Annotated in this window: 17 protein-coding genes and 1 other RNA gene; 15 read left to right on the forward strand and 3 right to left on the reverse strand. The window is 72.5% G+C overall.

The genetic code is table 11. From position 1 onward, the window contains the following. Positions 1-207: 207 nt before the first annotated feature. The 5 genes from ftsE (at position 208) to ssrA (ending at position 4,262) form a co-directional block, all read left to right on the forward strand. On the forward strand, positions 208-897 hold the full coding sequence (gene ftsE / locus CK485_RS03700; protein ID WP_109446871.1) for a cell division ATP-binding protein FtsE: 690 nt from the start codon (positions 208-210) through the stop codon (positions 895-897). Between the two features lie 115 nt (positions 898-1,012). Next, positions 1,013-1,930, forward strand: a complete 918-nt coding sequence (gene ftsX, locus CK485_RS03705; protein WP_109446873.1) for a permease-like cell division protein FtsX — start codon at positions 1,013-1,015, stop codon at positions 1,928-1,930. A 57-nt stretch (positions 1,931-1,987) separates the two neighbouring features. Beyond that, positions 1,988-3,253 carry a S41 family peptidase gene (locus tag CK485_RS03710; protein WP_109446875.1) on the forward strand — a complete coding sequence of 422 codons (1,266 nt, stop codon included), beginning with the start codon at positions 1,988-1,990 and terminating at the stop codon, positions 3,251-3,253. 18 nt (positions 3,254-3,271) lie between these two features. Next, positions 3,272-3,751 carry an SsrA-binding protein SmpB gene (gene smpB / locus CK485_RS03715; protein ID WP_109446877.1) on the forward strand — a complete coding sequence of 160 codons (480 nt, stop codon included), beginning with the start codon at positions 3,272-3,274 and terminating at the stop codon, positions 3,749-3,751. A 130-nt stretch (positions 3,752-3,881) separates the two neighbouring features. Continuing rightward, positions 3,882-4,262, forward strand: a transfer-messenger RNA (tmRNA) gene (ssrA, locus tag CK485_RS03720). A 205-nt stretch (positions 4,263-4,467) separates the two neighbouring features. On the opposite strand, the gene CK485_RS03725 is transcribed toward ssrA, so the two are convergent. Both CK485_RS03725 and CK485_RS03730 read right to left on the reverse strand, forming a co-directional pair. Then, positions 4,468-4,683 carry a KTSC domain-containing protein gene (locus CK485_RS03725; protein WP_109446879.1) on the reverse strand — a complete coding sequence of 72 codons (216 nt, stop codon included), beginning with the start codon at positions 4,681-4,683 and terminating at the stop codon, positions 4,468-4,470. A gap of 99 nt (positions 4,684-4,782) precedes the next feature. Next, on the reverse strand, positions 4,783-5,205 hold the full coding sequence (locus CK485_RS03730; RefSeq protein WP_109446881.1) for an Hsp20/alpha crystallin family protein: 423 nt from the start codon (positions 5,203-5,205) through the stop codon (positions 4,783-4,785). Between the two features lie 232 nt (positions 5,206-5,437). Between CK485_RS03730 and CK485_RS03735 the strand changes: the two genes are divergently transcribed. The 3 genes from CK485_RS03735 (at position 5,438) to CK485_RS03750 (ending at position 10,428) form a co-directional block, all read left to right on the forward strand. Continuing rightward, a complete protein-coding gene (locus CK485_RS03735) occupies positions 5,438-7,744 on the forward strand; it encodes an AAA family ATPase (protein WP_109446883.1) in 2,307 nt (768 codons plus the stop codon). A 620-nt stretch (positions 7,745-8,364) separates the two neighbouring features. After that, positions 8,365-9,807 (forward strand): NAD-dependent malic enzyme, encoded by a 1,443-nt coding sequence (locus tag CK485_RS03740; protein WP_109446885.1) that lies wholly within the window; start codon positions 8,365-8,367, stop codon positions 9,805-9,807. Positions 9,808-10,146: 339 nt separating this feature from the next. Beyond that, complete coding sequence (locus CK485_RS03750) at positions 10,147-10,428, forward strand: HU family DNA-binding protein (RefSeq protein WP_109446887.1); 282 nt, start codon at positions 10,147-10,149, stop codon at positions 10,426-10,428. A 128-nt stretch (positions 10,429-10,556) separates the two neighbouring features. Here the strand turns inward: CK485_RS03750 and murA are convergent, their stop codons facing one another. After that, positions 10,557-11,897, reverse strand: coding sequence for a UDP-N-acetylglucosamine 1-carboxyvinyltransferase (murA, locus tag CK485_RS03755; protein WP_109446889.1), 1,341 nt, complete (start codon positions 11,895-11,897; stop codon positions 10,557-10,559). Between the two features lie 396 nt (positions 11,898-12,293). On the opposite strand from murA, the gene CK485_RS03760 reads away from it, so the two are divergent. From CK485_RS03760 to CK485_RS03790, 7 genes are all read left to right on the forward strand, one after another. Continuing rightward, the gene (locus tag CK485_RS03760) at positions 12,294-12,872 is read left to right on the forward strand and encodes a YqgE/AlgH family protein (RefSeq protein ID WP_199239220.1); all 579 of its coding nucleotides are present in this window, start codon (positions 12,294-12,296) and stop codon (positions 12,870-12,872) included. A gap of 69 nt (positions 12,873-12,941) precedes the next feature. Then, the gene (locus CK485_RS03765; RefSeq protein ID WP_109446893.1) at positions 12,942-13,229 is read left to right on the forward strand and encodes a DUF3039 domain-containing protein; all 288 of its coding nucleotides are present in this window, start codon (positions 12,942-12,944) and stop codon (positions 13,227-13,229) included. 104 nt (positions 13,230-13,333) lie between these two features. After that, positions 13,334-14,962, forward strand: coding sequence for a beta-N-acetylhexosaminidase (locus CK485_RS03770; protein ID WP_199239221.1), 1,629 nt, complete (start codon positions 13,334-13,336; stop codon positions 14,960-14,962). Between the two features lie 296 nt (positions 14,963-15,258). Further along, the gene (locus tag CK485_RS03775) at positions 15,259-16,158 is read left to right on the forward strand and encodes an FAD binding domain-containing protein (RefSeq protein ID WP_109446897.1); all 900 of its coding nucleotides are present in this window, start codon (positions 15,259-15,261) and stop codon (positions 16,156-16,158) included. A 137-nt stretch (positions 16,159-16,295) separates the two neighbouring features. Next, on the forward strand, positions 16,296-17,618 hold the full coding sequence (locus tag CK485_RS03780) for a (2Fe-2S)-binding protein (protein ID WP_241968150.1): 1,323 nt from the start codon (positions 16,296-16,298) through the stop codon (positions 17,616-17,618). 55 nt (positions 17,619-17,673) lie between these two features. Then, on the forward strand, positions 17,674-20,007 hold the full coding sequence (locus CK485_RS03785; protein WP_109446899.1) for a xanthine dehydrogenase family protein molybdopterin-binding subunit: 2,334 nt from the start codon (positions 17,674-17,676) through the stop codon (positions 20,005-20,007). A gap of 642 nt (positions 20,008-20,649) precedes the next feature. Further along, positions 20,650-21,438, forward strand: coding sequence for a transglycosylase SLT domain-containing protein (locus CK485_RS03790; protein WP_109446901.1), 789 nt, complete (start codon positions 20,650-20,652; stop codon positions 21,436-21,438). The last annotated feature ends 68 nt before the right edge of the window (positions 21,439-21,506 follow it).

Raw genomic sequence — 21,506 nt, forward strand, 5'->3', positions numbered from 1 at the left:
GTCCACTGTGCCAGTTCCCGGCCGATCCGGCGCGCCCCGCCGACTCCGTACGCGGTCGATGCGGCCTTTGTCCCCGAATCGCGGGTGAGGAAACCCACCCTCCCCGTACGCCGCCTGCGCCGCCATGGCCGCTTCGCGTAAGGTCTGGCCACCGGGAGAGCCGCGCTGACGGCTGTCCGTCCCCTCCAGACCCATCCTGGTGCAGCTGTGATCCGATTCGACAATGTCAGCAAGACCTACCCCAAACAGAACCGTCCCGCACTCCGGGACGTGTCGCTGGAGATCGAGAAGGGCGAGTTCGTCTTCCTGGTGGGTTCCTCCGGCTCCGGGAAGTCGACGTTCCTGCGCCTGATGCTCCGCGAGGAGCGCACCGACACCGGCGCGGTGCACGTCCTCGGCAAGGACCTGGGCAGGCTGTCCAACTGGAAGGTGCCGCAGATGCGCCGCCAAGTGGGCACCGTCTTCCAGGACTTCCGCCTGCTGCCCAACAAGACCGTCGCGCAGAACGTCGCGTTCGCGCTGGAGGTCATCGGCAAGCCGCGCGGCACCATCCGCAAGACCGTGCCCGAGGTCCTCGACCTGGTCGGCCTGGCCGGCAAGGAGGACCGGATGCCGGGCGAGCTGTCCGGCGGTGAGCAGCAGCGCGTCGCCATCGCCCGCGCGTTCGTCAACCGCCCGCTGCTGCTGATCGCGGACGAGCCGACCGGCAACCTCGACCCGCAGACCTCGGTCGGCATCATGAAGCTGCTGGACCGGATCAACCGGACCGGCACCACGGTCGTGATGGCCACCCACGACCAGCAGATCGTCGACCAGATGCGCAAGCGCGTCATCGAGTTGGAGCAGGGGCGCCTGGTGCGCGACCAGTCGCGCGGTGTGTACGGCTACCAGCACTGAGTGCGGTCCCCCACGGGCGATCCCCCGGACCGCCCGCCCGCGCTGAGCCCGCCCGCGCCGCCCGCGGGCCCGTCGCACCCGTCCCGCCGCCCAGCAGAAAGGCCCCCACGTCACCATGCGCGCGCAGTTCGTCCTGTCGGAGATCGGCGTAGGCCTCCGGCGCAACCTCACCATGACCTTCGCGGTCATCGTCTCCGTCGCCCTGTCCCTCGCGCTCGCCGGCGGCTCCTGGCTCGGCCGGGAGCAGGTGAGCCACATGAAGGGCTACTGGTACGACAAGGTCGAGGTCTCGATCTTCCTGTGCAACAAGACCGACGGCACGGACACCGCCAACTGCTCCAAGGGAGCCGTCACCCCGCAGCAGATGGCGCAGATCCACTCCGACCTGGTCAAGCTGCCGATCGTGGAGAAGGTCTACGAGGAGACCCCGCAGCAGGCCTACGTCCGCTACCAGCAGCAGTTCAAGGGGCAGGCGGGCATCGACCTGCTGACGCCGGACCAGATGCAGTACTCGTACCGCGTCAAGCTCAAGGACCCCAACCAGTACCAGGTCATCACCAGCGCCTTCGAGGGCCGTCCCGGCGTCCAGTCGGTGCAGGACCAGCGGCAGTTGCTGGAGAACCTCTTCGGCCTGCTCAACGGCATGACCTACGTGGCGCTCGCGGTGCTGGCGTTCATGCTCACGGTCGCCATGCTGCTGATCGTCAACACCGTGCGCGTCTCGGCGTTCAGCCGCAGGCGGGAGACCGGGATCATGCGGCTGGTGGGGGCGTCCAGCTTCTACATCCAGATGCCGTTCATCATGGAGGCCGCGCTCGCCGGACTGATCGGCGGCGGTCTCGCCTGCGGCATGCTGCTTGCCGGGCGGTACTTCCTGATCGAGGGCGGCCTCGCGCTCCAGGACAAGATCAAGCTCATCCAGTTCCTGGGCTGGGGCGACGTCGTCAAGGTGCTGCCGCTGGTGCTGGCGGTCGGGGTGCTGATGCCCGCCCTCGCGGCGTTCTTCACCCTGCGCAAGTACCTGAAGGTGTGACGAACGGCCCGTCACCGGCCGCCGTACGGCCCGCCCTTCTGGCCTAGACTCGCCCGCATGTCCGGCCCCACGACGTACGGTCCCCCGGTGTACCGGGGCCCGCGGCGGATCCGCCGCGGAGTGACGCTGACCCTGGTGTTCGGCGCCGTCCTGGCGACCGGCGCGGCCACCGGGTCGATCGGCGCCCACCGCTCGGCGTACGACGGCCGGCCCGAGGCGTACGGGAGCCGTCGCGCCTCGGGCCGACCGGCCGGCCGGCCCGCGCCCGCCCGTACGCCCGGCGGCGGCCTCGACACCGCCGAGATCGCCCGCGCCATCGACGAGGGCCGGGTCGGCCCGCAGGCCGCCGCACAGCTGGTCAGCCGCAGCGGCGACCGCTGGTCCGCGTTCTACACCGCCCAGCAGTACGAGGGCTTCCAGCAGGAGCTGAACGGCACGTACACCGGCGTCGGGCTGTGGGTGCGGCGGGCGCCCGACGGCGTGGTGTCCGTCTCCCGGGTCCAGTCCGCGAGCCCCGCCGAACGCGCCCGGCTGCGCGTCGGCGACCTGCTCACCGCGATCGACGGCCACCCGGTGACCGGACTGCCGGTGACCGAGGTGGTGGCCCGGCTGCGCGGCGTCGACCCGGCGGGCCCCGGCGACCCCCAGGACGCGTCCGCGCCGCGCCCCGGCAGCACCGTGCGCCTGTCGCTGCAACGCGCCGGGCGGTCCTGGACGGTGTGCCTGCACCGCGCGGTCCTGCCCACCGACGCGGTCACCGTGACCCAGCCGGAGACCGGCGTCACCGACATCGCCGTCGACTCCTTCGTGCACGGCGTCGGCGGCCAGGTGCGCGCCGCCCTCGACCACGGCGACCACCGCGACGGCGTCCTGCTCGACCTGCGCGGCAACTCCGGCGGCCTGGTCACCGAGGCGGTCGCCACCGCGTCCGCGTTCCTCGACGGCGGCCTGGTCGCCACCTACGACGTCCACGGCACCGAGCACTCGCTGTACGCGGCGCGCGGCGCGGCCGACACCACGACGCCGCTGGTCGTACTGGTCGACGGCGGCACGATGAGCGCCGCCGAAATGCTCACCGGCGCGCTCCAGGACCGGGGGCGGGCGGTGGTCGTGGGCTCGCGCACCTTCGGCAAGGGCTCCGTGCAGATGCCCTCCACCCTCCCGGACGGCTCCGCCGCCGAACTGACGGTCGGCCACTACCGCACCCCGACCGGGCGCGCGGTGGACGGCGTGGGCATCCGGCCCGACGTCGCGGTCAGCGGCGGGCAGGACGCGCGGGCCGAGGGCGAGGCGGTATTGAGTGGCCTCGACACCGGGCCGTAGTGCGAGAATGGCCACGCTATGGCTAAAGAGACGGGTCGCAAGCTGATCGCGCAGAACAAGAAGGCGCGACACGACTACCACATCCTCGACACCTACGAGGCGGGCCTGGTGCTGACCGGCACCGAGGTCAAGTCGCTGCGCCTGGGGCGCGCCTCGCTGGTGGACGGCTTCGCGCAGCTCGACGGGGGCGAGGCGTGGCTGCACAACGTGCACATCCCCGAGTACAGCCAGGGGACCTGGACCAACCACTCCGCGCGCCGCAAGCGCAAGCTGCTGCTGCACCGCGCCGAGATCGACAAGCTGGTCGGCAAGACGCAGGAGACCGGCCACACGCTCGTCCCGCTCCAGCTGTACTTCAAGGACGGGCGGGCCAAGGTCGAGCTCGCGCTCGCCAAGGGCAAGAAGGACTACGACAAGCGGCAGACGCTGCGGGAGAAGCAGGACCGCCGCGAGGCGGACCGCGCGATCTCGGCGGCCCGCCGCAGGCAGCGCGCCTGAGCCCGCGCGCCGGTCACCCCGGTCGGGAGCCGGGCGCGGGAATGCGCTGGCAGTGCGGGGCGTTGTTCCCGTACGATGGCAGTGCACCAGCGGGGCCCAGGTTTCGCTGCGCACCTTGAGAAGAGAACATGGGGATGATCGGTTTCGACTGCGGTTGTCGAGGCAGGGGAAGCGAGCCGAGGAACGCGGCAATGATCTCGTAAACCACGTGCCGCAAAACAATAATCGCCAACACCAAGCGCGATTCCTTCGCCCTCGCTGCCTGATCTAACAGACAGCGACTTTGCGAAGTGTCAGCCCGGGGCTGTTCCCGACCCGGATCCTGGCATCAGCTAGGGAACTCCACCACTGGACCCGGCCACGGGGGCCAGTGGAAAACCACACAGTGGCTGGGCCCGTCGGCGGCTTGTCCGCGTGACTGCCGGGGCCGAGAAAAGCACAGCGGACTGCGCTCGGAGAAGCCCTGGTTCCACACCGTAGGACGCGGGTTCGATTCCCGCCATCTCCACGAGGTCGAGGGCGAAGTGTGCTCGCGGAAACGCGAGCCGCTTCGCCCTCTTCTGTTTCTGCGCGGCTCCGCCGCGCGTGGCGGGGGGCTTCGCCCGCCCGCACCCCCCTGCCCACGGAGGCGGGGGCACCGCGATCGGCCCCTCGGGCTGCGGGAGCTTCGCCCACCCGCGGCGGGGCGCCGTCATCGGACCCGCCGGGGGCGGCTCTCAGCGGCCGCGGGGGACGGGGCGGTAGCGGTAATGGTTCTTGACCTGGGCCTTGACGTAGCGGCCCTTGCTCTCCGCCTGCATCAGCGCCTCGTAGACCGGACGCGGTACGTCCAGGTAGTCGTAGATCTGGCCCTGGACGTATTCGATCCCCAGGACGCGTTCCTCGTAGCCGACCGACTTCAGCGCCGACGACGTCACAGGTGTCCGGTGCATGGGGCGTCCGCATCGTTGAGGCCCCGGGGAGGCTCCCCGGGGCCTCTTCAGCGTGCGCGCTCGGGCGTGGTGCCGCAGCCTCAGGCCTTGGCCGCAGCCTCAGGCCTTGATCGCCCTGCGGCTGTCGCCGCCGGTGATCTGGATCTTGCGGGGCTTGGCCTGTTCGGCGACCGGGATCACCACGGTCAGCACGCCGGCGTCGTAGGAGGCGTCGATGCGCTCGGTGTCGAGGCTGTCGCCCAGGAACAGCTGCCTGCTGAACGTGCCCGACGCTCGCTCGTCCACCAGCACCTCGGCGCCCTCCGGCGCGGTGGAGCGGCGCTCGGCCCGCACGGTGAGCACGTTGCGCTCGACGTCGACGTCCACCGTTTCGGGGTCGACACCGGGCAGGTCGAAGCGGACCACGAACCGGTCGCCGTCCCGGTACGCCTCCAGCGGCATCGCGGCCGGGCGGGCCGTCGTGCCGAAGACCTGCTGGGTCAGGCGGTCGAACTCGCGGAACGGGTCGGTGCGCATGAGCATCACAAGTCATCTCCTCTCGTGGGGCGGTCCCGGTCGGGACCGTCGCGACGACACTTCTTATATAGCTCGCGAGAGAAAACTTGACAAGCTACGGCTCAAGTTAGGTGCGCGTGAGGCGGTGAAAGGGGCGCGTCACCATGGATTACGTGCATCGATGCCACCCGTTCGCGTACGGTTGCAGGTCGCTTGAGCGCACGGGGCGCACGCGGAAGCAAGAAGAGGGGGTCCTTGCGTGGCAGCGCAGGACGCAGTCCGGGAGGCACTCCGGGACCGTGAGGTCGCGGTGGAGCAGGCGCACCTGGACCGGGTGTACCGCCGCCTGGAGGAGAAGATCCACGAGGCCGAGTTCCTGGTGGACGACGCCGAGAAGCGCGGGCAGGTCGGCACGCCCGGCGCGCTCGCCGAGCGCGACGCCCAGGTCTTCCAGGCCGGGGTCCACCTCAACCGGCTCAACTCCGAGTTCGAGGACTTCCTCTTCGGCCGCATCGACCTGCTGCCCGGCAAGGACGGCAAACGCGGCCCGGACGGCGCCTTCACCGCCACCGAGGTCGCCGAGGACGCCATCGCGCCCGACGGCACCGCGGGCATCGCCGAGACCCTGCACATCGGCCGCCTCGGCGTGCTCGACGCCGACTACGCGCCGCTGGTCATCGACTGGCGCGCGCCGGCCGCCGCGCCGTTCTACCGCTCCACGCCCAAGGACCCGGGCCGGGTGGTGCGCCGCCGGGTGATCCGCAGCAGGGGGCGTCGGGTGCTGGGCGTCGAGGACGACCTGATGCGGCCGGAGGTGGCGGCCACCCTCGACGGCGAGGACCTGGCCGTGGTCGGCGACGGCGCCCTGATGGCGGCGCTGGGCCGGGCCCGCGGTCACTCCATGCGGGACATCGTCGCCTCCATCCAGGCCGAGCAGGACATGGTGATCCGCGCCCCCGCCCCGGGCGTCACCGAGGTCACCGGCGGCCCCGGCACCGGCAAGACCGCGGTCGCCCTGCACCGTGCCGCCTATCTGCTCTACCAGGACCGGCGGCGCTACTCGGGCGGCATCCTCGTCGTCTCGCCGACGCCGCTGCTGGTGTCGTACACCGAGGGCGTGCTGCCCTCGCTGGGCGAGGAGGGGCAGGTCGCGATCCGCGCGGTCGGCTCGCTGGTCGAGGGCGCCGAGGCCACCACGTACGACGAACCGCAGGTGGCCCGGGTCAAGGGGTCCTCGCGGATGCTGCCGGTGCTGCGCCGGGCGGCGCGAGGCGCGCTGGAGCTGGGGGAAGGCGTGCCGACCTCGCTGCGGGTCGTCGCCTTCGGCGCCCGGCTGGAGCTGGACCAGGAGGTACTGGCCGCCATCCGCCGCACCGTGCTCGGCGGCACCGCGCCGCTGAACCTGATGCGCCCGCGGGCTCGCAGGCTGCTGCTGGACGCCCTGTGGGAGAAGTCGGGCCGCGGCAGGCATCTGCTCGACCCGGAGCTGATCGCGGAGGCCAGGGCGGCGTTCGACGAGGACGTCTCCGGTGAGGACGCGTTCGCCGGATTCCTGCACCGGTGGTGGCCGGTGCTCACCCCGCGCGGGGTGCTGGCCGCGATGGCCGAAGAACGGCGGCTCGGCCGCTGGTCGCGCCGGGTGCTGGCGCAGCGCGAGGTGCGGCAGCTGGCCCGCTCGCTGGGACGGCTGGACGCGGCCGGGCAGGGGCCGCTGTCGGTGCACGACGTGGCGCTCCTGGACGAACTGCGGATGCTGCTCGGCACGCCGCCGGAGCCGGTGAGGCCGCGCGAGGTCGACCCGCTGGACGAGCTGACCGGCCTGGAGGAGGTGACGACGTACGCGGACCGCATGGCCGCCGGGCGCCGCACCCGCGCCGAACGCCGTGAGCAGGAACGCACCGAGTACGCCCACGTCATCGTCGACGAGGCGCAGGACCTCACCCCCATGCAGTGGCGGATGGTCGCCCGGCGCGGCACCAGCGCGACGTGGACCGTGGTCGGCGACCCGGCGCAGAGCTCCTGGGTGGACGTGGACGAGGCGACCAGGGCGCGCGACGAGGCGCTGGGCGCACGGGTGCGGCGGCGCTTCGAACTCACCGTCAACTACCGCAACCCGGCGGAGATCGCGGAGCTGGCGTCCAAGGTGCTGCGGCTCGCCATGCCCGGGACGCGGCCCCCGTCCGCCGTACGGTCGACGGGGCTGGTGCCGCGGTTCGAGGTCGCGGGCGACGACCTGGGCGCGAGCGTGCGGCGGTGCGCGGAGCGGCTGCTGGACGAGGTCGAGGGGACCATCGGCGTGGTCGTCGCGATGGGCCGGCGGGCGCAGGCGCGCGCATGGCTCGCGGGGCTGGGGGAGCGGGTCGTGCCGCTCGGCAGCCTGGAGGCGAAGGGCCTTGAGTACGACGCGACGGTCGTCGTCTCCCCGGCGGAGATCGCGGACGAGTCACCGGCGGGGCTGCGCGTGCTGTACGTCGCCCTGACGCGGGCCACTCAACGGCTCACCGTGGTGGCGGGGCCGCGGGACGAGCCGGACGGGGCCGGGGTGCCGGATCTCCTGCGCGACTAGGAGAGCGGCGCGGGCCGCTGCCACCGCGAAGGCTGCTCTCCCGGGGGCGGGCGCGTCGTGCCTCCCGCTTCCGCGCGGGGCGCCCCGGCACCGGCTGGAGGAGGAAGACTTCCCGGTGCGGGCTGCGGCCTACGGGTACTTGCGCTTCGTTGCCGGGCGTAAGCCGGTGAGTCCTTTGTGTCTTCTCCTCGCAGGCGCTGTGAGGCGCCCTCCGCGCCGCGGGACGACCGGCCACACAGGCGGCGAAAAGCCAGAGGGCCCCTCGTGGAGGGGCCCTCTGTTCGTCTGTGACACCGACCCGCCATGCTCGCCTCGCGGCTAGCGGTCGCTCGTAGCGACAATGGTTGGGCCCGGGGGCTTGGATCGAGCCGGTGCCGTATCCAGACTAACAAACGACTCGCGATGTCCATTCCTGTCGCGGAAGTTGGGCCTCTTCCGGGCTCCCGCGGTCACCGGATCGGACCCCTGACCACCCCGCGTCTACCGCATGGTGGAATATTGTTTCCGCAAAGATGGTGGCCCAGTTACCGCCTACTCGCCAGTAGGTGGGACGATCGGATGTCTCGTGCCCGACCCATGGGCACGGGCGCGGACAACGCGGAACAGCGGAGGAAGTCGGCATGGCAACGGCGCCGAGCGTCTCGTACTCGATCACGGTCCGACTGGAGGTCCCGGCCAGCGGGACCGCGGTCAGTCAGCTCACCACCGCGGTGGAGGCGTCCGGCGGGTCGGTCACCGGCCTCGACGTGACCGCCTCGGGCCACGAGAAGCTCCGGATCGACGTCACCGTGGCCGCCACGTCCACCGCGCACGCCGACCAGATCGTCAGCAAGCTGCGCGGCATCGAGGGCGTCACGATCGGCAAGGTCTCCGACCGTACGTTCCTGATGCACCTCGGCGGCAAGATCGAGATGGCGTCCAAGCACCCCATCCGCAACCGTGACGACCTGTCCATGGTCTACACACCCGGTGTCGCCCGGGTCTGCATGGCCATCGCCGACAACCCCGACGACGCCCGCCGCCTGACCATCAAGCGCAACAGCGTCGCGGTCGTCACCGACGGCTCCGCGGTGCTGGGCCTGGGCAACATCGGCCCCAAGGCGGCGCTGCCGGTGATGGAGGGCAAGGCGGCCCTCTTCAAGCGCTTCGCGGGCATCGACGCCTGGCCGCTGTGCCTGGACACCCAGGACACCGACGCGATCGTGGAGATCGTCAAGGCGATCGCCCCCGGCTTCGCGGGCATCAACCTGGAGGACATCTCCGCCCCGCGCTGCTTCGAGATCGAGGCGCGGCTGCGCGAGGCGCTGGACATCCCGGTCTTCCACGACGACCAGCACGGCACCGCGATCGTGGTGCTCGCGGCGCTCACCAACGCGTTGCGCGTCGTCGGCAAGAAGATCGAGGACCTGCGGGTCGTCATGTCCGGCGCGGGCGCGGCCGGCACCGCCATCCTCAAGCTGCTGATCGCGGCCGGCGTCAAGCACGCGGTGGTCGCCGACATCCACGGCGTCGTGCACAGCGGGCGGCCCGACCTGGTCGACGCCGACCCGGAGTCGCCGCTGCGCTGGATCGCCGACAACACCAACCCCGAGGACGTCACCGGCACCCTGAAGGAGGCCGTCGTCGGCGCCGACGTCTTCATCGGCGTCTCCGCGCCCAACGTGCTGGACGGCACGGACGTCGCCGCGATGGCGGACGGCGCGATCGTCTTCGCGCTGGCCAACCCCGACCCCGAGGTGGACCCCGCGATCGCCCGCGAGACCGCCGCGGTCGTGGCCACCGGCCGCAGCGACTTCCCCAACCAGATCAACAACGTGCTGGTCTTCCCGGGTGTCTTCCGCGGTCTGCTGGACGCCCAGTCGCGTACGGTGAACACCGAGATGATGCTCGCCGCCGCCCGGGCGCTGGCCGAGGTCGTGGCCGACGACGAGATCAACGCCAACTACATCATCCCCAGCGTCTTCAACGACAAGGTCGCCGGGGCGGTCGCCGGTGCCGTCCGGGACGCCGCCAAGGCGCAGGGTGTCACCGCGCCCAACGCGGTCGCGACCGCCGTCCAGTAACCACGCGGTCCGCGCGTCGTGTGAAGGCGACGGCCGCCGGGGCCCTATGGTTGCGGCAGCCGTGGCCGGACAAACCATCCGCTGCGCTGTCAGGGGCGGACGGAGCGTCACCAAGCTGTCGCAGTGGCGCTTTTCGTGTGACTCTCACGGGTGCCGGATTGGCTTTCCCGCCGCTGATAAGGGCAGGATGCGTATTCGGGCGGGAGCTCGTGCCAAAGACCCGGGTGCGTGGAGTGTCCGGGGGCCCTGGCAGCATCGGCTTCGACGCGGCGGCCATCCTCAGGGGCGGCCGAGGATCGCAATACGCCTCAATGGCAAGAAGAACACGGGAGTACGAATATGAACCGCAGTGAGCTGGTGGCCGCTCTGTCCGAGCGCGCAGAGGTGACCCGCAAGGACGCCGACGCCGTTCTGGCCGCCCTCGCCGAGGTGACGGGCGAGGTTGTCGCCAAGGGCGACGAGAAGGTCACCATCCCCGGCTTCCTCACCTTCGAGCGCACCCACCGTGCCGCTCGCACCGCGCGCAACCCGCAGACCGGTGACCCGATCCAGATCCCCGCGGGTTACTCCGTGAAGGTCTCGGCGGGCTCCAAGCTCAAGGAAGCCGCGAAGGGCAAGTAAGGCGCCCGGCGTATTCCGTACGCCGAGAACGCCCGAAGGGCGGCCACCTCGCGGTGGCCGCCCTTCGCGTTGCCGAGCGGACGGCGTAGGGCGTCCTGCGCGCTCGCGGACGCCCTACGCCTGATTCCTCACGCGCTCGCCGCCGCCTGCGCGGGCAGCTCGACGTTCGCGCCCAGCGCGCGCAGCTTGTCCATGAAGTTCTCGTAGCCCCGGTTGATCAGGTCGATGCCGTGGACGTGGGAGGTGCCCTCCGCGGCCAGGGCGGCGATCAGGTACGAGAAGCCGCCGCGCAGGTCGGGGATGACCAGGTCGGCGCCCTGGAGCTTGGTGGGCCCCGAGACGACCGCCGAGTGCAGGAAGTTGCGCTGACCGAAGCGGCACGGCGTGCCGCCCAGGCACTCGCGGTAGAGCTGGATGTGGGCGCCCATCTGGTTGAGCGCGGAGGTGAAGCCGAGCCGCGACTCGTACACCGTCTCGTGGACGATCGACAGGCCCGACGCCTGCGTCAGCGCGACCACCAGCGGCTGCTGCCAGTCGGTCTGGAAGCCGGGGTGGACGTCGGTCTCCAGCGCGATCGCGTTCAGGTCGCCGCCGGGGTGCCAGAAGCGGATGCCCTGCTCGTCGATGTCGAACGCGCCGCCGACCTTGCGGTAGGTGTTGAGGAACGTCATCATCTCGCGCTGGCTGGCGCCGCGGACGTAGACGTTGCCCCGGGTGGCCAGGGCCGCGCTCGCCCAGGACGCCGACTCCAGGCGGTCGGGCAGGGCGCGGTGGTTGTAGCCGCCGAGCCGGTCCACACCGGTGATGCGGATCGTGCGGTCGGTGTCCATCGAGATGATCGCGCCCATCTTCTGCAGGACGCAGATCAGGTCCTCGATCTCCGGCTCGACGGCCGCGTTGGCCAGCTCGGTGACGCCCTCGGCGAGCACCGCCGTCAGCAGCACCTGCTCGGTCGCGCCGACCGACGGGTACGGCAGCCGCACCTTGCAGCCGCGCAGCCGGTGCGGCGCCTCCAGGTACTGGCCCTCCGGGCGCTTCTCGATGACCGCGCCGAACTGCCGCAGCACCTCGAAGTGGAAGTCGATGGGACGGCCGCCGATCTCGCAGCCGCCCAGGCCCGGGATGAACGCGTGGCCGAGGCGGTGCAGCAGCGGGCCGCAGAAGAGGATCGGGATGCGCGACGAACCGGCGTGCGCGTCGATGTCGGCGACGTTGGCGCTCTCCACGTGCGACGGGTCGAGCACCAGCTCACCCGCCTCCTCGCCCGGGCCCACCGTGACCCCGTGCAGTTGCAGCAGCCCGCGCACCACGCGCACGTCCCGGATGTCGGGCACGTTGCGCAGGCGGCTGGGACCGCTGCCCAGCAGGGCGGCGACCATGGCCTTGGGCACGAGGTTCTTCGCACCGCGGACCCGGATCTCGCCCTCCAGCGGGGTGCCGCCGTGGACAAGCAGTACGTCGTCGGTCATGAGGCTCGCGTTCCTGGAGAAGGGCAGAACGGGGGAAGGCGTGACGCCTGGGTAAGTCTCGCAGCGGTACCTGTGTCCGCCGCGCGGCCGTGGTGGACGGGGCGCGGGCGCGGTACCGGAAGAAATGGTAATGCGCTCGGCGGCCACAACCGTCAAGGCCGTACGCGACTGCGCCATACGGTCGTTACGACCGCCACGGCGCGGTCACGAGGTGTGCCACAGGTCATCACACGGCGGTCACACGCGGGGTGGACGGCGTGTCGCGGCGGCCGCCTCCCGCGTGGTCGTGCACGCCGTCGTCTCGCCGTCGTCTCGCCGTCGTGTCGCGGTCGTGTCGCGGTCGTCACGTCGGGCGGGGGACGCCCACACGCCGCCGGGATGCGGGATCATGTGGGCATGACGGAGGTGTCCTCGCTCACCGGGCGGCTGCTGGTCGCGACACCGGCCCTCGCCGACCCGAACTTCGAGCGGGCGGTGGTGCTGCTCCTCGACCACGACGAGGACGGCACCCTCGGCGTGGTCCTCAACCGGCCCACCCCGGTCGGCGTGGGCGACGTGCTGGAGCCGTGGGCGGGGCTCGCCGGCTCGCCGCAGGTGGTCTTCCAGGGCGGGCCGGTGGCGCTTGACTCGGCGCTGGCCCTGGCCGTGGTGCCGGGGGAGGCGCGGGGCGAGGGCGAGGGGGAGCCGCTGGGCTGGCGGCGGGTGCACGGGGCGATCGGCCTGGTCGACCTGGAGGCGCCACCGGAGCTGCTGGCGGCCGAGCTGGGGTCGCTGCGGATCTTCGCCGGGTACGCGGGCTGGGGGCCCGGCCAGCTGGAGGACGAGCTGGTGGACGGCGCCTGGTACGTGGTGGAGTCCGAGCCGGGGGACGTCTCCTCGCCCGATCCGGAGCGGCTGTGGCGCTCGGTGCTGCGGCGGCAGCGCAGCGAGCTGGCGATGGTCGCCACCTACCCGGACGACCCCTCCCTCAACTGAGCGCCGGGGCGAAACAGGACGGCGCTCGGTTGGACCGCGCCGGGGGTCCGTCAATTAGGCTAGTTCGACATGAGCACTCTTGAGCCCGAGCGCGGGGCGGGTACCGGAACCCTTGTCGAGCCGACGCCCCAGGTGTCGCACGGTGACGGGGACCACGAGCGCTTCGCCCACTACGTCCAGAAGGACAAGATCATGGAGAGCGCGCTCTCCGGGTCCCCGGTGGTGGCGCTCTGCGGAAAGGTCTGGGTCCCGGGCCGCGACCCGAAGAAGTACCCGGTCTGTCCGATGTGCAAGGAGATCTTCGAGTCCATGGAAGCCGGCGGCGACGGCGACAAGGACAAGGGCGGCAAGAAGTAGCCCCTGGACCCCGGGGGCGGCTCCGCCGGGCCCTCACCCCTCGTCGGCCGTAGGCGCTTTTTGGTCCAGACCACTTGTGCTGAGTGGTCTGGACCGGTAGGCACATGCCTATGGATCTCATCCCCGCGCCCCGCCTCGTCCGGACCGCGCCCCGCGGTGAAGACTTCGTCCTGAATGCCGGCACGTCCCTGGACGCCGGTCCCGGCACTGAGGGCACCGCGCGCTGGCTGCGGGGGGCGCTCGGGGGTGCTTTCGGGGTGGACCTCGCCCCTGGAGCCGGCGGGATCGTGCTGCGGGTCGACGGCGGGCTGGACGCTGAGGCGTACCGCCTCGACGTCGGTCCGGAACGCGTCGAGATCGCCGGTGGCGACGCGGCCGGCGTCTTCTGGGGGGCGCAGACGCTGCGGCAGCTCGCCGGGGAGCGCGCCTTCCGCAGGGCGCCGGTCGGCGGGCGCGAGGCACGTCTGCCCGCCGTGGCGATCGAGGACGCGCCGCGCTTCGGCTGGCGCGGCTTCATGCTGGACGTGGCGCGGCACTTCATGCCCAAGGACGTCGTCCTGCGCTACCTCGACCTGCTCGCGGCGCACAAGCTCAACGTGCTGCACCTGCACCTGACCGACGACCAGGGCTGGCGCATCGAGATCAAGCGGTACCCGCGGCTGACCGAGGTCGGGGCGTGGCGGACCGGGACCAAGGTGGGGCTGCGGGAGTCGACGCGCTTCGACGACCGCCCGCACGGCGGCTACTACACCCAGGACGACATCCGCGAGATCGTCGCCTACGCCGCCGAGCGCCATATCCGCGTGGTCCCCGAGATCGACGTCCCCGGGCACTCGCAGGCGGCCATCGCCGCGTACCCGGAACTCGGCAACACCGACGTCATCGACACCACCACCCTTCCCGTGCTCACCACTTGGGGCGTCAATCCCAACGTACTCGCCCCCACCGACAGCACCCTTCGCTTCTACGAGGGCGTGCTCGAAGAGGTGCTGGACCTCTTCCCCGCCGACGTCTCGCCGTTCGTGCACATCGGCGGCGACGAGTGCCCCAAGGAGCAGTGGCGGGACTCCAAGACCGCGCAGGCGCGCATCGAGGAGCTGGGACTGCGCGACGAGGACGAGTTGCAGAGCTGGTTCATCGGGCACTTCGACCGCTGGCTCACCGAACGCGGGCGGCGGTTGATCGGCTGGGACGAGATCCTCGAAGGCGGCCTCGCGCCGGGCGCGGCCGTCTCCTCCTGGCGCGGCTACGCGGGCGGGATCGCCGCCGCGCGGGCCGGGCACGACGTCGTGATGTGCCCCGAGCAGCACGTCTACCTCGACCACCGGCAGGACGGCGGCCCCGACGAGCCGATCCCCATCGGATGGGTGCGCAGCCAGGAGGACGTGTACCGCTTCGAACCGGTTCCCGCGCAACTCGCCGAAGAGGGAGCCCGGTTGACGCGGCGGGTGCTCGGCGCCCAGGCCAACCTGTGGACCGAGGCGCTCGACACCGTGCGGGCCGTCGACTATCAGACGTTCCCGCGCCTGGCCGCGTTCGCCGAGGTCGTCTGGTCCGACCTGCCCGCTCCCGCGCTGCGCGACCACGACGGCTTCGCCGCCCGGATGACCGCGCACCGGGCCCGACTTGACGCCCTCGGTGTCGAATACCGGCCGCCCGGCGGCCCGCACCCGTGGCAGCGCCGCCCCGGAGTGGTCGGACGACTCAAGGAGGGCCCGCCCCCGATCGTGTGAAGACAGGCCCGAACACGCCCCCGAACACCCGCCGTTCCTGCGAGCATGGAAGGGTGGAAAACCGTACAACACGCCTGAAGGGCGGCAAACAGCGAGTAGTGGCGAGACAGTCGTCAAGCGGATGATCGTCCCTTCCGGGGACGGAACCACCCTTCACGGACCCACGGGTTGATCGGTCCGGAACATGTGCCAGAGTTGCCGTCACCGGGCTGTCAGCACGTACCGTACGGCGGACAGGACCGGGCAGGCCGGCAAGGTCGGCGACGGCCGTTCGGCGCCGTGGAAGGGGCAGCTGCGTGAGCACGTACGCACGGCAGACGGGACGCACGGTGACGCTGCCTGCCTCCCTCGACGAGGCGGTGGCGGCGCTCGCCGCCATGCCCGCGGCCGTGCCGGTCGCCGGCGGCACCGACCTGATGGCCGCGGTCAACTCGGGCCTGCTGCGCCCCGCCGGGCTGGTCGGGCTCGGCCGGATCAGCGAGATCCGCGGCTGGTCCTACGCCGACGGCCACGCGCTGCTCGGCGCCGGGCTGACCCACGCGCGCATGGGGCGGCCGGACTTCGCCGCCCTCATCCCGGCGCTCGCCGCCGCCGCCCGCGCCGCCGGGCCCCCGCAGATCCGCAACGCGGGCACCCTCGGCGGCAACATCGTCACCGCCGCGCCGACCGGCGACGCGCTGCCGGTGCTCGCCGCGCTGGAGGCGACCGTGGTGCTGGCCGGGCCCGAGGGCAGCCGCGAGGTGCCGGTGAGCCACCTGCTGACCGGCATGGACCCGCTGCGCCCCGGCGAGCTGCTGTCGTTCGTACGCGCGCCGCTGCTGCACGCCCCGCAGACGTTCCTGAAGGCCACCGCCCGCACCGGACCCGGCCGGGCCACCGCCTCCGTGGCGCTGGTGCTCGACCCGGCCCGGCGCGGGGTGCGGTGCGCGGTGGGCGCGGTCGCCCCGATGCCGCTGCGCCCGCTGGAGGCGGAGGCGTGGGTCGCCGGGCTGATCGACTGGGACGGCGACCGCACGCTGGAGGCCGAGGCCTGCGCCGCGTTCGGCGAGTACGTGGCGATGGCCTGCATCCCGGACCCGGCCGACCACGCGGATCCGGCGAACCCCGCCGCGGGTGAACTGCCGCCCGCGGTGGCGCATCTGCGGCGTACCGTGGCCGCACTGGCCCGCCGCGCACTGGGGAGGGCGCTTTCGTGAGCGACGAGTTCGGCACCAACGACTACCCGGCCGAGGGCACCGACGAGCACCGGGCCGGCGACCGCGCGACCGGCCACGGCGGCGGTCCCGGTGGGGGCGAGGGCGCCCGCGCGGACGCCTTCGGTGCCGGGGACGGCGTGTGGTACCCGCTTCCGGCCGGTGGCGAGTTCGACGGCGAGGCGACGATGCACGTCTCGTTCGCCGGTCAGCTCCCGGACGTCGTCGCCCTGCGCGCGGGCGCCGACCCGCTCGCCGCGCCCGGCCACGGCTACGTGCCGCAGGAACACCAGCCGCAGGCGCCGCAGGAGACGACCGGGCAGTGGGCGGTGCCGATAGAGGCCGTCGCGGTCGAGCCGGGGCAGGGTCCCGCGGCGGTGCCCTCGGTCCCCGCGCCCGCCGCCGATCCGTCCGCCACCCAGCAGTGGTCGGTCCCGTTCGCGGCCGACGACCCGGCGGAGGAGTCCGGGGAGTACTCGCTCGGCGCCCTGATCGAACGCCGCCAGGGCGCCCCGCAGCCCCCGTACGCACCCGAGCAGCCGCATCCGTACGCGCCGGAGCCCGACCCGCTCGCGCAGACGCCGCCGTACGAGCCCGTTACGCACGAGCCCCCGGTCCACGAGCCGGCGCGGCACGGCCAGGACGGCTACGAGGCCGTGACCCCGGCCGCCGTGGACCCCGTGGGCGAGCACGCCCCCGCACCCGTCGAGCACGCTCCCGTACCGGCGGAGGAAGCCGCCGCGCCGCAGGCCGCCCAGCTCCCGGAGCACCCCGGCGCCCCCGAGGACGCGGGCGTGCCCGGCCTCTCCGCGCAGGCCTCCGCTCCCGACACCGCCTCCGCCGCTCCCGACGCTCTCGTCGGCGAAGGCGACCCGCACACCGAACACCCCCTCGCCTCCTACGTGTTGCGTGTCAACGGCGCCGACCGCCCGGTCACCGACGCGTGGCTCGGGGAGTCCCTGCTGTACGTGCTGCGCGAGCGGCTCGGGCTCGCCGGGGCCAAGGACGGCTGCGAGCAGGGCGAGTGCGGTGCCTGCTCGGTGCAGGTCGACGGGCGTCTCGTGGCGTCCTGCCTGATGCCCGCGGCGACCGCCGCCGGCTGCGAGGTGCGCACCGTCGAGGGGCTGGCGCAGGACGGCAGGCCGTCCGACGTGCAGCGGGCGCTGGCCGAGTGCGGCGCGGTGCAGTGCGGCTTCTGCGTGCCGGGCATGGCGATGACGGTGCACGACCTGCTGGCCGGCAACCACCACCCGACCGAGCTGGAGACCCGCCAGGCGCTGTGCGGCAACCTGTGCCGCTGCTCGGGCTACCAGGGCGTGCTGGCCGCGGTGCGCCAGGTGGTCGCCGAGCGGGAGGCCGCCGCGGAGGCGGGCGAGGAGGGGGAGCCGGGACAGGACGGCCTGGCCCGCATCCCGCACCAGGCCACCGGCGAGCAGAGCCAGGGTGGCGGAGCGTCAGGGTGACCGCCGTGACCGACGAGACCACCGTGACCACCGACCGGATCGGAGACAAGGCCGGATGACTGGACCCGACGCGGTGACCGCGACGCCCGCTGCGGTCGCGTCCGGAACCCCGGCGGCCGGCGGGGACGAGGAGCGCCCGCGCGGCCTCGGCGCGTCCGTCCCGCCCGCCGACGCGGAGGCGAAGGCCAGGGGCGTCTTCCCGTACGCCGCCGACCTGTGGGCCGAGGGCCTGCTGTGGGCCGCCGTCCTGCGCTCCCCGCACGCGTCCGCGCGCATCGTCTCCCTCGACACCTCGGCCGCCGCCGCCATGCCGGGCGTCCGCGCGGTCGTCACCCACGCCGACGTGCCCGGCGCCGCCACGCACGGCCGCCGGGTCGCCGACCGCCCGGTCTTCGCGCACGACGTCGTACGCCACCACGGCGAGCCGATCGCCGCCGTCGCCGCCGACCACCCGGACACCGCCCGCCTGGCCGCCGCCGCGATCGTGGTCGAGTACGAGGTGCTGGAGCCGGTCACCGACCCGGAGACGGCGTTCGAGGCGCCCCCGCTCCATCCCGACGGCAACCTGATCCGCCACATCCCGCTGCGCTGCGGCGACCCCGAGGCGGTCGGCGAGGTGATCGTCGAGGGCCTGTACCGGGTCGGCCGCCAGGACCCGGCCCCGGTCGGCGCCGAGGCCGGGCTCGCCGTGCCGCGCCCGGACGGCGGCGTCGAGCTGTACCTGGCCTCGACCGACCCGCACTCCGACCGCGACCTGGCCGCCGCCTGCTTCGGCCTGGAGCCGGATCGGGTCAAGGTCGTGGTCACCGGCGTGCCCGGTGCCATGGCGGACCGCGAGGATCCCGGCTTCCCGCTGCCGCTCGGCCTGCTGGCGCTGCGCACCGGCTGCCCGGTGAAGCTGGTGGCGACCCGCGAGGAGTCCTTCCTCGGCCACGCCCACCGCCACCCGGCGCTGCTGCGCTACCGCCACCACGCGGACGCCGAGGGCAAGCTCGTCAAGGTCGAGGCGCAGCTGCTGCTGGACGCCGGCGCCTACGCGGACGCCTCCTCCGACGCGCTGGCCGCCGCGGTCGCCTTCGCCGCCGGGCCCTACGTCGTGCCCAACGTCTTCGTCGAGGGCTGGGCGGTGCGCACCAACAACCCGCCCTCCGGCCACGTGCGCGGCGAGGGCGCGATGCAGGTGTGCGCCGCGTACGAGGGCCAGATGGACAAGCTCGCCGCCCGCCTCGGCCTCGACCCGGCCGAGATCCGCATGCGCAACGTGATGTCCACCGGCGATCTGCTGCCGACCGGGCAGGCGGTGACCTGCCCGGCTCCGGTCGCCGAGCTGCTGACCGCGGTGCGCGACGCCCAGCTGCCGCCGCTGCCGGACGCCGAGGACGAGACGGAGTGGCTGCTGCCGGGCGGTCCCGAGGGCGCGGGCGAGCCGGGCGCGGTGCGGCGCGGCGTGGGCTACGGCGTCGGCATGGTGCACATGCTCGGCGCCGAGGGCCACGACGAGGTGTCCACCGCCACCGTGAAGGTCGCCGACGGCGAGGCCACGGTGATCTGCGCGGCCGTCGAGACCGGGCAGGGCTTCGCCACGCTGGCCCGGCAGATCGTGCAGGAGGTGCTGGGCGTCGAGCGGGTCTCGGTGGTGGCCGCCGACACCGACCAGCCGCCCGCCGGACCCTCCGCCCGCGGACGGCACACCTGGGTGTCGGGCGGTGCGGTGGAACGCGCCGCGAAGATGGTCCGCACCCAGCTGCTGCAACCGCTGGCGGCCAAGTTCGGGATGTCGGTGGAACTGCTGGCCATCGCGGACGGCAAGATCACCTCGTACGACGGTGTGCTGAGCACCACGGTCGCCGAGGCACTGGAGGGCAAGGAGCTGTGGGCGACCGCGCAGTGCCGCCCGCACCCCACCGAGCGCCTGGACGAGACCGGCCGCGGCGACGCCTTCGTCGGCCTGGCCTTCGCCGCCGTGCGCGCGGTGGTGGACGTCGACATCGAGCTGGGCACGGTCCGGGTGGTCGAGATGGCGGTCGCCCAGGACGTGGGCCGGGCGCTCAACCCGCGGCAGGTCGCCGCGCGCATCGAGGCCGGGGTCACCCAGGGCGTCGGCATGGCCCTCATGGAGGACCTGCGGGCACCGCGCGGGGTGATCAAGCGCCCGACGCTGACCGGCTACCCGCTGCCGACCGCGCTGGACGCGCCGGCCGTGCGCATCGTGAAGCTGGTCGAGGAACGGGACGTGGTGGCGCCCTTCGGGGCCAAGGCGGTCAGCGCGGTCCCGGTGGTGGCCTCCCCGGCCGCGGTGGCCTCGGCGGTGCGGGCCGCCACCGGGCGCCCGGTGGGCAGGCTGCCGATCCGTCCGCAGGCGGCGGTGGCGAAGCCGGCGGGGGCGTAGCGGGCCGCCTGCGGCGCCGCGCGTCCAGGCTCCGGCTTCCGCGTTCACTGCCCGCGGCCCTCGCCTCCTCAGCGCCCCGGCCCCACGGCCCCCGCGTGTGTCCGGGCCTGGGCCACGCCTGCCCAGCGCCCGGGACCGCCCCCGCCTGAACACCTCGGCGCCCGCGCCTCCGCAGGGCACCCCCCGTGCTCCGTGGTCCGGCACCCCCCATTCCACGGAATCCGAGGCCTCGACGCGCGTCGAGGCCTCATTCGTGTCCGATTCGTGGCAGCTCGCTCCGAAAACCGTAGCGATGACGCGTCCAGATCCGTGCCCGTCCGGCGACGCAGAGTGATAATCAGACCCGCCTCGTGTGACCCTCCGCATAGGGCGTGGATCACTTACGAAGATGTGTAGTGGGGTTATAAAGACCGGGTGAACGGGCGTACAAAGCCTCGGGCGCGCTATTTCGCGCCCCGCCGTTACGGAGATTCAACGAAGACCGGTAGTACGTCACACCTTTGCCACGCGATTTTCCGGTCGCTAACAATTACCGAGCCGCAGGGCGCCGCGTATCTGACACGCGGCGCTTTTTGCCGGACGGGCGACTGCGACTCGCCCTGCCGACGACTGCGACTCCGACCGGAAGAGGACAACCACCCCATGCCCATTCCCGCCGCTTTCAACCGCCTGACCCGGACTTACCAGAACTCCACCGCGCGCATGACCCGGAAGCAGAAGCTCTCCGCGGCCGGTGTGGCCGTCGCCGGAGCCTCCGTCCTGGCCTTCACGGTCGTACCGGCGTCGGCTCACGCAGCCAACCCGAGCAACCCCGTGATGGGTGTCGCGATGGCGTGGAACGGGTCGGGTCACACCGGCGACGGCAAGCACATCCAGCCCAGCGTCGCGGACGGCCTCGCCGTCACCGGCAAGCAGACCGGCAACAACGACCTCCCGAAGTCCCAGGCCGCCCAGAAGAAGGCCGACGACGCCAAGGCCGCCGCGGACAAGGCTGCCCGGGACAAGGCCGCCAAGGCCGCCAAGGACGAGGCCGCCAAGGAGCGCAAGGCCGACAAGCCGGCCGCCAACCGCTCCGAGCAGCGCAAGCCCGTCGCGGCCGCCCCGAGTTACGCGAACAACCTCAACGGCTGGATCAACCACGCGCTGGCGATCATGCACCAGCACAACATCCCCGGCACGTACGAGGGCATTCACCGCAACGTCATGCGGGAGTCCAGCGGTAACCCGAACGCGATCAACGACTGGGACATCAACGCGAAGAACGGCATTCCCTCCAAGGGCCTTCTCCAGGTGATCCAGCCCACGTTCGACGAGTACCACGTCTCCGGCACCGCGAACAACCTGTACGACCCGGTGGCGAACATCGTGGCCGCGTGCAATTACGCCGCCCACCGCTACGGTTCCATCGACAACGTGAACTCGGCGTACTGATCGAATTCACGCGCGCCGATTCACCGGCGCCGACCGGCACTGCCGACGGCCGGGGCCCGCAATCCGTA

It is taken from the genome of Streptomyces sp. ICBB 8177 (assembly GCF_003144095.1).
In the GTDB taxonomy this organism is placed as follows: Bacteria; Actinomycetota; Actinomycetes; order Streptomycetales; family Streptomycetaceae; genus Streptantibioticus_D.

Coding starts and splice junctions, on each gene's coding strand:
- CK485_RS03710 (WP_109446875.1), top strand. CDS start 1,988: ATGTCCGGCCCCACGACGTACGGTCCCCCGGTGTACCGGGGCCCGCGG.
- CK485_RS03760 (WP_199239220.1), top strand. CDS start 12,294: ATGACGGAGGTGTCCTCGCTCACCGGGCGGCTGCTGGTCGCGACACCG.
- CK485_RS03740 (WP_109446885.1), top strand. CDS start 8,365: ATGGCAACGGCGCCGAGCGTCTCGTACTCGATCACGGTCCGACTGGAG.
- murA (WP_109446889.1), bottom strand. CDS start 11,897: ATGACCGACGACGTACTGCTTGTCCACGGCGGCACCCCGCTGGAGGGC.
- CK485_RS03770 (WP_199239221.1), top strand. CDS start 13,334: ATGCCTATGGATCTCATCCCCGCGCCCCGCCTCGTCCGGACCGCGCCC.
- CK485_RS03765 (WP_109446893.1), top strand. CDS start 12,942: ATGAGCACTCTTGAGCCCGAGCGCGGGGCGGGTACCGGAACCCTTGTC.
- CK485_RS03725 (WP_109446879.1), bottom strand. CDS start 4,683: ATGCACCGGACACCTGTGACGTCGTCGGCGCTGAAGTCGGTCGGCTAC.
- CK485_RS03790 (WP_109446901.1), top strand. CDS start 20,650: ATGCCCATTCCCGCCGCTTTCAACCGCCTGACCCGGACTTACCAGAAC.
- CK485_RS03785 (WP_109446899.1), top strand. CDS start 17,674: ATGACTGGACCCGACGCGGTGACCGCGACGCCCGCTGCGGTCGCGTCC.
- CK485_RS03730 (WP_109446881.1), bottom strand. CDS start 5,205: ATGCTCATGCGCACCGACCCGTTCCGCGAGTTCGACCGCCTGACCCAG.
- CK485_RS03750 (WP_109446887.1), top strand. CDS start 10,147: ATGAACCGCAGTGAGCTGGTGGCCGCTCTGTCCGAGCGCGCAGAGGTG.
- smpB (WP_109446877.1), top strand. CDS start 3,272: ATGGCTAAAGAGACGGGTCGCAAGCTGATCGCGCAGAACAAGAAGGCG.
- ftsX (WP_109446873.1), top strand. CDS start 1,013: ATGCGCGCGCAGTTCGTCCTGTCGGAGATCGGCGTAGGCCTCCGGCGC.